A 12,999-nucleotide genomic window follows, 5' to 3' on the forward strand; every position below is an offset into this window, starting at 1 on the left:
GCACACCAGCACTTTGAAGTAGGTGGATACCCTAGTGACGCGTGGTTGAGCAAGGTCGCTTGAACGGTAGGCAGGAAGCACGCAGCCAATCGCGTGTCTTCTGCCTCGGCTTCGACGACGACGACAAGCCGTCGCAGGCGGCCCTACTGCGATCGTTCGCCGGCCCTGAGGAGAGGCCAAAGGTGGGTAGGTGCGGAGACCGCGATTCGGATCCTGTTCCAGCAGAAGCAGGCCGACGAGCTCTTTACGGCCGACGGACAGGTGCGAATTTACGAAGCGCTGGCGAGCCCGGAGAAACAACCAGGGATGGTCTGCAGAACGCGCGCGGCGCGGACGATTGAATGAATGAGGCGATGCCGATGCATCCGATGTTCTCCATTGAGCGTGGCGTCGAGATCTGCGCCGTGTTCTTCGCTAGCCCTCGGTTGGGCACCTTGGTGAAGCCGAACTGCTGCTTGATCACACGGAACGGGTGCTTGGCTCGTCGGCTCCTGATCGCTGGAGCGACCTACTCGACCGTCACACTCTTCGCCAGGTTCCTGGGCTTGTCCACATCCGTCCCGCGCGCGCAGGCCGTGTGGTAGGCCAACAGCTGCAGAGGCACGACGTGCAGCATCGGCGACAGCGCTCCGTAGTGCTCGGGCATGCGGATCACGTGCAGGCCCTCACCGCTTTCGATGTGGGTGTCGCCGTCGGCCAGCACGTAGAGCACGCCGCCGCGCGCGCGCACTTCCTGCAGGTTGCTCTTGAGCTTTTCCAGCAACGCATCGTTGGGCGCCACCGCCACCACCGGCATCTCGCTGGTCACCAGTGCCAGTGGGCCGTGCTTGAGCTCGCCGGCGGCGTAGGCCTCGGCGTGGATGTAGGTCACTTCCTTGAGCTTGAGCGCGCCCTCGAGCGCAATCGGGTAGTGCAGGCCACGGCCCAGGAAGAGCGCGTTTTCCTTGCGCGCGAAGTCCTCGGCCCAGCTGATGAGCTGCGGCTCCAACGCCAGCACCGACTGCAGCGCGACGGGCAGGTGCCGCATCTCTTTCAGGTAGCGCGCCTCGTCCGCTTCGCCCAGATGCTCCTTGGCTTGCGCCAACGCAAGCGTCAGCAGGAACAGTCCGGCGAGTTGCGCAGTGAAGGCCTTGGTGGAGGCCACGCCGATCTCGACGCCGGCACGCGTGATGTAGGCCAGCTTGCACTCGCGCACCATCGCACTGGTCGCGACGTTGCAGATGGTCAGTGTGTGTTCCATGCCCAGCGCGCGTGCGTGCTTGAGTGCCGCCAGCGTGTCGGCAGTCTCGCCCGACTGGCTGATGGTCACCACGAGCGTCTTCGGATCGGGCACGGAGTCGCGGTAGCGGTACTCGCTCGCGATCTCGACCTGGGTCGGGATTTTCGCGATGCCCTCCAGCCAGTACTTGGCGGTGCAGCCGCTGTAGTAGCTGGTGCCGCAGGCCAGGATCAGCACCTTGTCGATTTCCTTGAACACCCGCCAGGCGGCGGCACCCGGCGTGCCGTCCTGGGCCACGCCGTCGAAGAGCTCGGGCACGATGCCTTCGATGCCCTCCAGCGTGTCGGCGATGGCGCGCGGCTGCTCGAAGATCTCCTTCTGCATGTAGTGCCGGTACGGGCCCAACTCGGCGGCGCCGCTGTGCGCGAGCACGGTGCGCACGGGCCGCTCGACCGCCTTGTGAGTCCGGTCCACGATCCAGTAGCGGCCCGGCTGGATGTCGACGAGATCGCCCTCCTCGAGGTAGACGATCTGGTCCGTCACGCCGGCCAGCGCCATGGCATCGCTGGCCAGGAAGTTCTCGCCGCCGTCCTGCCCGACGCCGAGGATCAGCGGCGAGCCCGCGCGCGCACCCACCACGCGGTGCGGCTCGTCGCGGCAGATCGCCGCGATCGCATAGGCGCCCTGCAGCTGCAGCACGCTGGCCTTCAGCGCCTCGAACAGGTCGCCGTCGTAGTGGCTGTCGACCAGGTGGGCGATGACCTCGGTGTCGGTCTGGCTCGCGAAGACATAGCCCTTGGACTGCAGCTTCGCGCGCAGCGCTTCGTGGTTCTCGATGATGCCGTTGTGCACGAGCCCCACGCGGCTGGGGCGGCTCGTCTCGGCGCCGACACCGGGGCCATGGCTGAAATGCGGGTGCGCGTTGTGCACGGCCGGCGCGCCGTGCGTCGCCCAACGCGTGTGGGCAATGCCCGTGCTGCCTTCGATCCGGTCGTCGCGCACCTGGGCCAGGAGGTCAGCCACGCGGGCCGTGGTACGGGCGCGCGCGAGGCCGCCCGCATGGACGGCCACGCCGCAGGAGTCATAGCCGCGGTATTCGAGACGCTGCAAGCCCTGCACAAGGATGGGGACGATGTTGCGGGCGGAGACGGCGCCGACGATGCCACACATGGGGAGCTCCTGCTGATGAAAAGTCCGAGGATGGTAGGCGGGGTTGGGTGAAATTTGCAGTCAAATTTTGAGAAGGCAGCGATCAAATATTGCACTTTTTATTGTGATTGCAATCCCATTTCATTAAACTTTCGATTGTGAAATCAGAAGACCTGAATACTGTCGACCTGCAGCTCCTCGATGCGCTCCAGGAAAACGCCTCCCAGAGCAACCAGTCACTGGCCGAGCGCTTCGGCCTCTCGCCCGCCACCTGCCTGCGGCGGGTGCGCCGGTTGCGCGAGTCAGGCTGGATCTCGCGCGAAGTCGCGATCCTCGACCCCGAGCATGTGGGCACCCTGCTGACCGCGGTGATCGAGATCTCCCTGGATCGCCAGGACGCCGCCGCCCTCGAAACTTTCGAGGCACGGGTGGTCGCTGACGAGGCGGTGCAACAGTGCTACCGCGTCTCGCCCGGGCCGGACTTCGTGCTGATCGCCACCGTGCGCGACATGCCCGGCTACCAGGCGCTCGCGCAGCGCCTGTTCACCACCGATGCCAATGTGCGCAACGTGAAGGCCTTCTTCAGCGTCAAGCGCGCGAAGTTCGATCCGCGGGTGCCTTTGCCTAGGCCTTCGGGGTCTTCTTCGGTCGCTTCCAGTTCGGGTAGCTGACCTGTCGGCCCCGTGAGATGGTGAGCACGCCAGGCTCGGTGCTCTTGGTCACGGTCGAGCCAGCGCCGACCGTGCCGCCCGCGCCGATGGTGATCGGCGCCACCAGCACGCAGTTGCTGCCCACGTGCACGTCGTCGCCGATCACGGTGCGGTGCTTGTTGGCCCCGTCGTAGTTGGCCGTGATGCTGCCGGCGCCGTAGTTGACGCGCTCGCCGACGCTGGCATCGCCCAGGTAGGCCAGGTGATTGGCCTTGGCGCCGGCGGCCAGCGTGGCGTTCTTGACCTCGACGAAGTTGCCGATGTGCACCTCGGCGCCCAGCCGCGCGCCGGGGCGCAGCCGCGCGAAGGGGCCGATGCGCGCGCCCACGCCGACGGTCACGCCGGTGTTCTCGCCGTCGATGTGGGTGAAAGGATGGATCACTGCGCCGGTCTCGATGCGCGCGTTGGCGATCACGCAGTTGGCCCCGACGCGCACGCCGGCACCCAGCGAGACGGCGCCCTCGAAAACGCAGTTGACGTCGATCTCGACGTCGGCCTCGCAAGCCAGGCTGCCGCGCACGTCGATGCGCGCCGGGTCGGCGAGGCGCACGCCCTGCGCCATCAGCGCATCGGCCTGGCGCCGCTGGTAGGCGCGCTCGAGCGCCGCCAGCTGAGCCGGCGTGTTGATGCCCGCCACCTCCAAAGGGTCCTCGACGCGGTGCGCCACGACCGGCACGCCATCGATGGTGGCCAGGCCCACCACGTCGGTCAGGTAGTACTCGCCCTGCGCATTCTTGTTGTCCAGCCGCGCCAGCCACGGCTTCAGCAACTGGACCGGCACTGCCATCACGCCGCTGTAGGTCTCGCGGATGGCACGCTGCGCTTCGCTCGCGTCCTTCTCCTCGACGATCGCCTGAACTTCGCCCTCGCCCTCGGCGGCGGGTGCCCGCACGATGCGGCCGTAGCCTGTGGGGTCATCGACGCAGATGGTGAGCAGCGCGAGCCGGCGGCCGCCGCTCTGCGCGACGAGGGCGCGCAGGGTAGCGTCGCCGATCAGGGGGACGTCGCCCGAGAGCACGACGACCGTGCCGTCGTCGGGCAGCAGCGGCGCCGCCTGCTGCATCGCATGGCCGGTGCCCAGCTGCGGCACCTGGCGCGCAAACTGCGGCACGAGGCCCGCAGCCCCGTCGGTGAGCGCGGCCTCGACGTCGGTGGCGCCGTGGCCGGTGACCACCACCACCTTGCGCGCGCCGAGGCGCGCCGCCGCGTCCACGACATGCGCCACCAGCGCGCGGCCGCCCAAACGATGCAACACTTTGGGCAGGCTGCTTTTCATGCGCGTGCCCTTGCCCGCCGCCATGATGACGACATCGACCGCTTTCAGATCGTCCTGCGGAGTCTTGTTCATGCCACTTTCTCGAATGCGTTGGATCTGGTTGGCGCGAATTATCGGCGTGCTGCCCGCGGGTGCCGCGCCTGTTCGCCGTGCATGATTCCTTCGCGCCTTTCGGGACGCATGTCACGCGGACTTGTAGAACATTTGTTTACACTCGGCCGCAACGCTCCGACAACCTCCATGAACATCACGCTCTGCACGCTCTTCGAGAAAAACTACCACTACGGCGTGGCGGCGCTGGCGAATTCGCTGATCGCCGCGGGCTACGAGGGCGAGCTGTGGGTGGGCTACCGCGGTGCCCTGCCCGGCTGGATCGCCGACGCACCGGCCTTCGACCGCGCCGGCGGCCGGCTGCAAGTCGCGCCCCGGCTCACGCTGCGCATGCTGGAGCTGGACACGCCGCTGCACTTCACCTACTACAAGCCCACCTTCATCCGCGAGATGCTGGAGAAGCACTCCCCGCAGTCCGACATGTGCGCCTACATCGACCCGGACATCGTGGTGAAGTGCGAATGGCCGGCACTCGCCGGCTGGTTCACCGAGGACGGCATCTCGCTGGCGGAGGACGTCAACTGGTGCTTCCCGGCGCGGCATCCCAAGCGCCTGCTCTGGGCCCGTTTCTTCGCGCCGCACGGCGCAGTGCCGCGGCGCGGACTGGACCGCTACTACAACGCCGGCTTCATTGCGGTCTCGCGCGCGCACTTCGACTTCCTGGATCTGTGGCGCCGGCTCTGCGATCTGGTGGTGGATTACAACGAGGGCGCCAAGCAGCTCAAGGCCGGCGGCTCGGCGGCGCTCTTCCATTCGACGGACCAGGATGCGCTGAACTTCGCGCTGACCGTGTGCGAAGCGCCTCTGAACACCGCAGGGCCGGAGGCCATGGACTTCGCGCCGGGCGGCTACTACCTGTCGCATGCGATCGGCTCGGTCAAGCCATGGCATGGCGGCTTCATCGGCCAGGCCTTGCGTGGACGACCGCCCTCCGCCGCGAGCAAGTGGTACTGGCGCTATGCCAACGCACCGATCCGGGTGTATTCGGACGGCGAGCTGCGCAAGAGCCAGATGGCGCTGAAGATCGCGGCGGCGATCGGGCGGGTCTACAAGCGCGCCTGAGAGTCCGCGAAGACCGGCCGGTCCTTGCGCCATTCCATCCAGCGCACGGCCAGCAGCGCGTACTGGTAGCCGAAGTTCGCCATGCTGGTCGCGATGCCGAAGCCCAGCACCGAGCGCAGGTCGCTCACGCCCACCAGCCACAGGTAAAGCACCTGGGTGATCAGCGTCACCGGGATGCTGTAGGTCTGGCCTGCCGTCGCGCCGCGAACCGACAGCGTGCGAAAGGCGAAGCCCGAGGCATTCATCACGATGGAAGCCAGGAAGACCATCCACACCACCGAGGTCATGCTCTCGTACTGCTTGCCCAGCAGCAGGATCCAGTACTGCGGGAAGACGAAGGCCGTCAGCAGCACCGCCGCCCCCATCGAGAAATAGGCGAGATGGGCCTGCGCCACGATCGCGCCCAGACGCGGGCCCATGGGCGCGCGCGCGATGGCCGGGAACAGCAGCACGTTGGTCACGCGGTCCACCACGATCAGCACCATGGCAAGCCGGCCGAAGGCGCCCACCTCGGCCAGCATGCTGGCGGTGCCGAACAGCGACACCAGAAACACGGTGATGACGCCCTGCACCTGGTAGAACACGCCCGGCAGCACCAGCGGCTTGGCGATGCGCAGGATGTCGGCATCCACCTTCTTCGAGGTGCCGGCGTCGAGGTGCGCATCCACGATCTGCTGCGTGCGGAAGGCCTTGCGGTAGAGCAGCACGCTCACGAAGCTGGCCGCGGCCGTGGCCGCCACGATCCCGACCATCGACCAGGAGGTGCTCGGCAGCAGCAGCACCACGCCCACGAAGGCGATGCGCACGCTGTGCGAAGCGACGGCGATACGGTTCAGCGTTCCGATCTGGCTGAGGATCAGCAGCACCGTGCTGGCGTAGTGCTCCCGCAGCGCGAGCAGCACCACCGCCACCATCAGCAGCGAGGCGACCAGGTAGGCCGCGCCGGACCAGCCGTGCTGCTGCGAGCTGAAGTACCAGTAGGGCCCGACCACCACCAGCCCCAGCCCCAGCAGCACCCAGCGCTTGCGGAAGACCTGGTGGCACACGCCCACGACCCAGGGCTGCTCGTTCGCGCGCTGGCCCACGATGGGCATCGTGCAATGGGCCAGGCCCAGATCGCTCACCCCCAGGATCAGGGTCATGCACGCGACCAGGAAGGTATAGGCGGCGTACTGGTCTTTCGGCAGCACGTTGACGATGAGCAGGCCGGCAATGCCGCCGACGGCCACGCCAAGAGTTTCGACGCTGCCGACCATGGCAATCTGGCGCAGACGGGGGAGGAGCTTCACGGATGAGCGGCGACGGTCAATGGGGTTGGCCGGCGGCTGCCGGGCGAGGCTTCGTCCACGCGGGACGGACAAAGGCTCTACGATACGCGATGGCGGTGACGGCACGGCGCTTCCGGACCCGTGAACGAGTCCGGCATCAGGGGTTCGGTCACGTTTTCTTCAGATCAGGGGCGTGGGCAGCAGCGGCCGCTCGAAGTAGTCGCCCAGCGTCTGGAGCGCATGCGGATCGAGGATGCGCAGCCATCCGCCATCGAGCTTGTACAGGCGCAACTGCTGCAGCCGCCGCAGGGTCTTGTTGGTGTGCACCAGCGACAAGCCCAGCGCATCGGCGATGTGCTGCTGGGTGAAGGGGAACTGCACCCAACCCTCGCGCGCCATGCCGATGCGCTCGGCGCGTCGATAGAGGTGCATCAGGAGCATCGCGACCCGCTCGGCCGCATTGCGGCGGCCGGCGGTCACCAGGTTGTCGTCCACCATTTTCTCCTCGCGTGCCGCCAGCCAGGTGATGTGGTAGCCCAGCTTCGGCTGGCCATGGAACAGCTCCCACAGCCGGTCGCGGGCGAAGCTGCAGAGCGTGACGTCGGTCACCGCCTCGACGCCGTGCGTGTGGCTCTCGGCGAACTCGTCCTGCAGCCCGACGAAGTCGCCCGCCAGCAGGAAGCTCAGGATCTGGCGCCGGCCGTCGCTCAGCGTCTTGTAGCGGAAAGCCCAGCCCGAATAGATCGTGTAGAGCTGCGGACTGGGGCGATCTTCCTCGATCACCGGCCGGCCGGCCTCGACGGCGCGGGTGCCGGTGCGGAAGGCCTCGATGATGTGCAGCTCCTCGGTCGTGACGGGCAGGAAGGCCGGGTTGCAGCGCAGCAGGCAGCGGTCGCACGGATTCGGACCGGTCGGCGGATGGCTCAACGCTGGATAGTCACGGGTCACCTTCGGACTATAGGCGGGCGATTCATGTCTTTTCACATTTCGCCGGCCGCAGGGCGCTCCTAAACTGAGGACGTTCCCCCGATTCAGACCGAATGACCGAACTCCACGAGATCCTTTACTTCAGCCAACTGGCGCCGCACCAGCCCACCCACGTGGTGGGGCAGATCGTCGCCCGGGCGCGCGCCCGCAACGCCAGGGAGGGGATCACCGGCCTGCTGGTCTTCGACGGCATGCGTTTCTGCCAGCATCTCGAAGGGCCGCGCTCGAATGTGCTGCAGCTGATGGAACGGCTCGAGACCGATCCCAGGCACGTGCAGATGCGCGTGGTGCACGAAGGGGAGCTCTTGCAGCGCCGCTACCACACCTTCGACCTGGGCCTCGCCCAGGTCGAGGACAGCGAGGACATCGCCGTCGTCCAGCAGTTCGACGGGCTGGAGGCGGTAGCGCGCTTTCTGGCGCTGCGCCCCCGGCTGGACATCTGATCGGCCTTCAGGCGCGATCGACGGCCGACGCGAGGTCCCAGCTGTAGGTGGCGCCTTGGCTGTCCCACGGCTCCATCACGATGCGCTCGCCGGGCTCGACCCGCAGCGACTCTCCCGGTGCCAGCACCAGGTCCTCGCTGCCCCACTGGTCCGTGGCGTCGCGCGTGACCCAGACCCGGCCCTGGCGGACGCGCAGGATGCTCGCCCCGGATGCCTTGAGACTGGTCGCCTCGCCAGCGCCCAGCTGCCATGCACCGCGGCGAACCGCCGGCGGTACGGCGGCCGGACGCTCGGTCAGGACCGGGGACGACGGGAAGGTGGAGGTGGTGCAAGCGGCGGACATACGAGGCTCCTGGAAGGGGTTTCTCCATCAGCGCAATTTCGCGCTTCGGGAATGAATGATCGGCGCTCCTTCCTTAGCGGTCCAATGAAAACGCGGTACCCTACTGATTCCGCTTTCGCATCAATCCGTCCTCCTCGGGTTCGACCCTCATGCAGCATTCCCAGACCCACCTGCGCTCCCGCCCGATCTCGGCCGGCCACCTGCGCGCCTTCGAGGCCGTGGCCCGCCACCTGAACTTCCGCGCCGCCGCCGAGGAGATGGCGCTGACCCAGTCCGCCGTCAGCCGCCAGATCCAGTCGCTGGAAGAAGAAGTGGGGGTGGGCCTGTTCCTGCGCCACACGCGCGCGGTCGAGCTCACCAGCGCGGGCGCCCAGTTGCTGCTCGCGGTTCAGCAGGCGCTCCCGCGCATCGATGGGGCGGTACGGCAGATCCGGCAGAGCGCAGGGCGCAAGAGCGTCTCGCTCACCACCTTCGCCTCCTTCGCCTCGATGTGGCTGATCCCGCGGCTGGAGGCCTTCCAGCGCGACAACCCCGACATCGACATCCGAATCGACGCCACCGATACCGCGCTGGACATGGACCTCGCGGACATCGACATCGCCCTGCGCTACGGTCCCGGCGAGAGCATGCCGGCCGGCTCGATCCGCCTGTTCGGCGAGACGCTGACGCCGGTGGCCAGCCCCTGGCTGATCAAGAGCAACCCGCCGATCAAGGTGCCGGCCGATATCGCGCGCTTCACCTTGATCGAGGCGGGCGACGCGCACCGCTCCCACCTGGAATGGCTGACCTGGCGGCGCTGGTTCGAGGTGAACGACCTGCAGCGCGCGCAGCCCAAGCGCTGGCTCTATTTCAACTACGCCTACCAGATGGTGCAGGCCGCCCTTACCGGCCAGGGCCTGGTGCTGGCGCGCAGCTCGCTGATCGCCGAGAGCCTGGCCAACGGCGACCTGGTCGAGGTGCTGCCGCAGCACCGCATGGATTCACCGATGGCCTACTGGCTGATCGTCGGCCCGCGCAGTGCGCCGCGGGCGGAGATCCAGGCCTTTCGCGACTGGCTGGAGGCGCAGGCGGCCATCACGCGGGAGACCATCGGCGAGGTGCCCGATCCGGATACCGTGGATCAGCTCGACTGAAGCGGGTAACCGCGATCCTGAACGGCCAGCCCGCTTCCGAAGGCTTCCGATTCAACCCACCGGCCAGACCACGCCGTTGTCGTTCAGGATGGCGTCCAGCGGCAGATCGTGCTCCTCAGGCTCGAAGTCCTCGAGGAAGCCGTTGGTGAAGCCCAACCCCACCGTGAAGGGCCGCGGCTCGAGCGAGGCCAGGGTGCGGTCGTAGAATCCGCCGCCATAGCCCAGCCGGTAGCCGCCGGCGCTGTAGCCCACGCAGGGGACGAACAGCAGCGTGGGCACGATCACCTCGGTGTCCTTGGGCTTGGGGATGTCGTAGGCGTCCGGCTCCATCGGACAGCCGGGATGCCAGGCGTGGAAGGTCAGCGTCTTGTGCACCTTGTCCATCACCGGCAGGCCGATGCGCCGGCGCTGGGGCTCGCCCTGCAACTCGCCGTCTTCCTTCCATCGATGCAGCGCGGGCAGCGGATCGAACTCGCCCTTGATCGGCCAGTAGGCGCCGATCACCGTGTCGGGGCGGCCCACCAGCCAGATGCGCATCACGCGCTGCAGCAGGTCGGCGCGCGCGAGGCGGTCGGGCATCGCAAGGCGTTGCGCAATCAGTGCGGAACGTAGCTGTTGCTTGAGAAAGTTGGCAGTTGCCGAGGTGTCGGCACCCTTTGAGTTGTCCATAATCCCCCGATGCAGTTCGCAAGCATTTTGGCACCTGCGCGCGGCCTTCTTCGCGCGCCCTCTCCCTCCCTCCTTTTCTCCCTCGTCCTCGCTGCCACTGCACTGTTGCAGCCGGCCCGCGCGCAGAACGGCAACGACGACGTGATCGTGCAGATGAAGCAGGCCGCGCAGCGCGGCGACAAGGCACGCCTGGCCGTGCTGCTGCCGCAGGCGCGCGGCCATCTGCTCGAACCCTGGGCCGCCTACTGGGAGCTCAAGGCCAGGCTCGGGGAAGCCAGCGCCTCGGAGGTGGAGGACTTCCTCTCGCGCTACGCCGGCACGTACCAGGAAGACCGCCTGCGCAACGACTGGCTCGTCCTGCTCGGCCAGCGCCGCGACTGGGACGGCTTCGCGAGCCTGCACCCGGCTTTCCGCATGAACGACGATCCCCAGGTGCGCTGCTATGCGGTGCTGGTCGACGCCTTGCGCTCGGGCAGCCCCACGGCCGCGCAGGCCGCGGAGGTTCGCCGCAGCTGGCTCGGCCAGCGCGAGCTCGACGACGGCTGCCTGACCGCCGCCGACCGCCTGATCTCGGCGCGCATGATGTCGCCCAACGACGCGTGGAAGAAGGCGCGCCTTGCGATCGAGGCCAACCGCCCACAGGCGGCGCGCGCCGCGGTGATGCTGGTCGCGCCCGATGCCGTTCCGCAGTTCGACGAGATCAACGCCAGTGTCGCGAAATTCCTGGCAGGCCGGGGCGTCGCCCCCGGCAAGGCGAGGCGCGAGCTGGTGGTGCTGGCGCTGATCAAGATGGTCATCGCCGACCCCGACCTGGCCGCCTCCCAGCTCGAGAACAAGTGGAGCGTGATGCTCTCGCCCGAGGAGCGCAACTGGGTGTGGGGCGCAATCGGCCGCCAGTACGCGGTCAAGCTCTCGCCGGCCGCGGGCGGCGCCTTCGCCAACGTCACCAAGAACGCCGATCTGTCCGACGACATGCTGGCCTGGAAGGCCCGAGCCGCCCTGCGCATCGGCAACTGGAAGGAAGTGCGCGCCGCCATCGCGAGCATGAGCGAGTCGACGCAGGAAGACCCGACCTGGACCTACTGGAAGGCCCGTGCCCTGCAGGCGCAGGGCGGCGACGATCGCCGGGCCGAGGCGCGCACCCTGTTCGAGGGCATCGCAGGCACCCGCGGCTTCTACGAGCTGCTGGCGCTCGAGGAGCTGGGCCAGCGGGCCAGCGTGCCCACCCGGCCCGCGCCGCTCACGCCCGAGGAGAAGGCGGCGGCGCGCAGCAATCCCTCGCTCGCCCGCGCGCTGTACGCCATCGAGATCGGCCTGCGCCCCGAGGGCGTACGCGAGTGGAACTACGCGACCAACCTGCACGACAAGGGGGGCATGGGCGACCGCGAGCTGCTGGCCGCGGCCGACCTCGCCTGCCAGCGCGAGGTCTGGGACCGCTGCATCAACACCAGCGAGCGCACCAAGGGCATGATCGACGTCGAGCAGCGCTTCCCCATGCCCTTTCGCGAGGCGGTGGTCGCCAAGAGCGAGGAGATCGGCCTCGACCCGGCCTACGTCTACGGCCTGATCCGCCAGGAGAGCCGCTTCGTCATGGACGCGCGCTCCGGGGTCGGCGCTTCGGGCCTGATGCAGGTGATGCCCGCTACCGCGCGCTGGACCGCGCGCAAGATCGGCCTCGCCGGCTTCACGCCCGGCCAGATCAACGACCGCGACACCAACATCACCATCGGCACCAACTACCTCAAGCTGGCGCTCGACGACTTCGACGGCTCCATGGCGCTGGCCGCCGCGGCCTACAACGCCGGCCCGGGCCGGCCGCGCAGCTGGCGCAACGGTCCGGTGCTGGAGGCCGCGATCTGGGCCGAGAACGTGCCCTTCAGCGAGACCCGCGACTACGTCAAGAAGGTGCTGGCCAACACCACCAACTATGCGGCCCTGATCAGCGGCCGGCCGCAATCGCTGAAAGACCGCCTCGGCAGCGTGGGCCCGCGCGACGCCGCCGAGCCGGAGCCCAGCAAGGACCTGCCCTGATGAGGACCGGGTGGGACCAGGTCACCGCCACGGTCGCCGCCGAATTCTCGGATGTGGGCGACATCGCCCAGCTCACCCGCATCGCAGTTCGCCTCCTGCTCGCGGCCTTGCTCGGCTTCGCCCTCGGATTCGAGCGCGAGCAGCACGGCAAGGCCGCCGGCGTGCGCACCCACATGCTGGTGGCGATCGGTTCCGCGCTCTTCGTGCTCGTCCCGCAGCAGGCCGGCACCGGGCCGGCCGACATGAGCCGGGTGATCCAGGGCCTGGTGGCGGGCATCGGCTTTCTGTGCGCGGGCACCATCCTGAAGCGCGGCCGCGACGAGCAGCACGTGCAGGGCCTCACCACCGCCGCCGGTCTCTGGATGACGGCCGCCATCGGCATGGCCTGCGGCCTGGGCCGCGAGCTCACGGCGGTGCTCAGCGCGCTGCTGGCGCTGGCCGTGCTCGCGCTGGTGCCGCATTTCGTACGGGCCACGGAGCAAGTGGTCGGCTCGACGGACGGCAACGACAAGCAGCGCGCGGCCGTTCCTGCGGACGACGAAGACGACGCACACAAGCGCTGAGCATCAATCCGGCGCGCCTTCGGCATCAATCGCGC

At 68.1% G+C, this 12,999-nt stretch carries 12 protein-coding genes and 1 pseudogene; 6 read left to right on the forward strand and 7 right to left on the reverse strand.

From position 1 onward, the window contains the following. Positions 1 to 367 precede the first annotated feature (367 nt). Together J2739_RS24545 and glmS are read right to left on the reverse strand one after the other, a co-directional pair. A pseudogene (locus tag J2739_RS24545) lies at positions 368 to 484 on the reverse strand (IS5/IS1182 family transposase); the annotation flags it as partial. 24 nt (positions 485 to 508) lie between these two features. Next, the gene (glmS, locus tag J2739_RS24550; RefSeq protein WP_309906585.1) at positions 509 to 2,389 is read right to left on the reverse strand and encodes a glutamine--fructose-6-phosphate transaminase (isomerizing); all 1,881 of its coding nucleotides are present in this window, start codon (positions 2,387 to 2,389) and stop codon (positions 509 to 511) included. Positions 2,390 to 2,526: 137 nt separating this feature from the next. On the opposite strand from glmS, the gene J2739_RS24555 reads away from it, so the two are divergent. Continuing rightward, the gene (locus J2739_RS24555; RefSeq protein ID WP_309906586.1) at positions 2,527 to 3,039 is read left to right on the forward strand and encodes an Lrp/AsnC family transcriptional regulator; all 513 of its coding nucleotides are present in this window, start codon (positions 2,527 to 2,529) and stop codon (positions 3,037 to 3,039) included. Here J2739_RS24555 and glmU read toward each other — a convergent pair. Further along, entirely contained in the window at positions 2,993 to 4,426 is a 1,434-nt protein-coding gene (gene glmU, locus J2739_RS24560; protein ID WP_309906587.1) for a bifunctional UDP-N-acetylglucosamine diphosphorylase/glucosamine-1-phosphate N-acetyltransferase GlmU, read from the reverse strand. The two genes, J2739_RS24555 and glmU, sit on opposite strands and share 47 nt — an antisense overlap. Before the next feature lie 168 nt (positions 4,427 to 4,594). On the opposite strand from glmU, the gene J2739_RS24565 reads away from it, so the two are divergent. After that, positions 4,595 to 5,527, forward strand: a complete 933-nt coding sequence (locus J2739_RS24565) for a hypothetical protein (RefSeq protein ID WP_309906588.1) — start codon at positions 4,595 to 4,597, stop codon at positions 5,525 to 5,527. On the opposite strand, the gene J2739_RS24570 is transcribed toward J2739_RS24565, so the two are convergent. Together J2739_RS24570 and J2739_RS24575 are read right to left on the reverse strand one after the other, a co-directional pair. Further along, the gene (locus J2739_RS24570; protein ID WP_309906589.1) at positions 5,512 to 6,816 is read right to left on the reverse strand and encodes a polysaccharide biosynthesis protein; all 1,305 of its coding nucleotides are present in this window, start codon (positions 6,814 to 6,816) and stop codon (positions 5,512 to 5,514) included. The two genes, J2739_RS24565 and J2739_RS24570, sit on opposite strands and share 16 nt — an antisense overlap. 159 nt (positions 6,817 to 6,975) lie before the next feature. Next, complete coding sequence (locus tag J2739_RS24575) at positions 6,976 to 7,743, reverse strand: Crp/Fnr family transcriptional regulator (RefSeq protein WP_405053943.1); 768 nt, start codon at positions 7,741 to 7,743, stop codon at positions 6,976 to 6,978. A gap of 92 nt (positions 7,744 to 7,835) precedes the next feature. Here J2739_RS24575 and J2739_RS24580 point away from each other — a divergent pair, with 92 nt between their 5' ends. Further along, positions 7,836 to 8,225, forward strand: coding sequence for a BLUF domain-containing protein (locus J2739_RS24580; protein WP_309906590.1), 390 nt, complete (start codon positions 7,836 to 7,838; stop codon positions 8,223 to 8,225). 7 nt (positions 8,226 to 8,232) lie between these two features. On the opposite strand, the gene J2739_RS24585 is transcribed toward J2739_RS24580, so the two are convergent. Next, positions 8,233 to 8,568: a DUF2917 domain-containing protein gene (locus tag J2739_RS24585; RefSeq protein ID WP_309906591.1), complete on the reverse strand. Its 336-nt coding sequence runs from the start codon at positions 8,566 to 8,568 to the stop codon at positions 8,233 to 8,235. A 149-nt stretch (positions 8,569 to 8,717) separates the two neighbouring features. Here J2739_RS24585 and J2739_RS24590 point away from each other — a divergent pair, with 149 nt between their 5' ends. Next, entirely contained in the window at positions 8,718 to 9,701 is a 984-nt protein-coding gene (locus J2739_RS24590) for a LysR substrate-binding domain-containing protein (RefSeq protein WP_309906592.1), read from the forward strand. 51 nt (positions 9,702 to 9,752) lie between these two features. Here the strand turns inward: J2739_RS24590 and J2739_RS24595 are convergent, their stop codons facing one another. Beyond that, on the reverse strand, positions 9,753 to 10,370 hold the full coding sequence (locus tag J2739_RS24595) for a 5-formyltetrahydrofolate cyclo-ligase (RefSeq protein ID WP_309906593.1): 618 nt from the start codon (positions 10,368 to 10,370) through the stop codon (positions 9,753 to 9,755). Between the two features lie 9 nt (positions 10,371 to 10,379). Between J2739_RS24595 and J2739_RS24600 the strand changes: the two genes are divergently transcribed. Together J2739_RS24600 and J2739_RS24605 are read left to right on the forward strand one after the other, a co-directional pair. After that, a complete protein-coding gene (locus J2739_RS24600; RefSeq protein WP_309906594.1) occupies positions 10,380 to 12,401 on the forward strand; it encodes a lytic transglycosylase domain-containing protein in 2,022 nt (673 codons plus the stop codon). After that, entirely contained in the window at positions 12,401 to 12,964 is a 564-nt protein-coding gene (locus J2739_RS24605; RefSeq protein ID WP_309906595.1) for an MgtC/SapB family protein, read from the forward strand. Before J2739_RS24600 ends, J2739_RS24605 begins: the two co-directional genes overlap by 1 nt. Positions 12,965 to 12,999 lie beyond the last annotated feature (35 nt).

The sequence above is a fragment of the Variovorax soli genome, from assembly GCF_031454625.1.
In the GTDB taxonomy this organism is placed as follows: domain Bacteria; phylum Pseudomonadota; class Gammaproteobacteria; order Burkholderiales; family Burkholderiaceae_C; genus Variovorax; species Variovorax soli_A.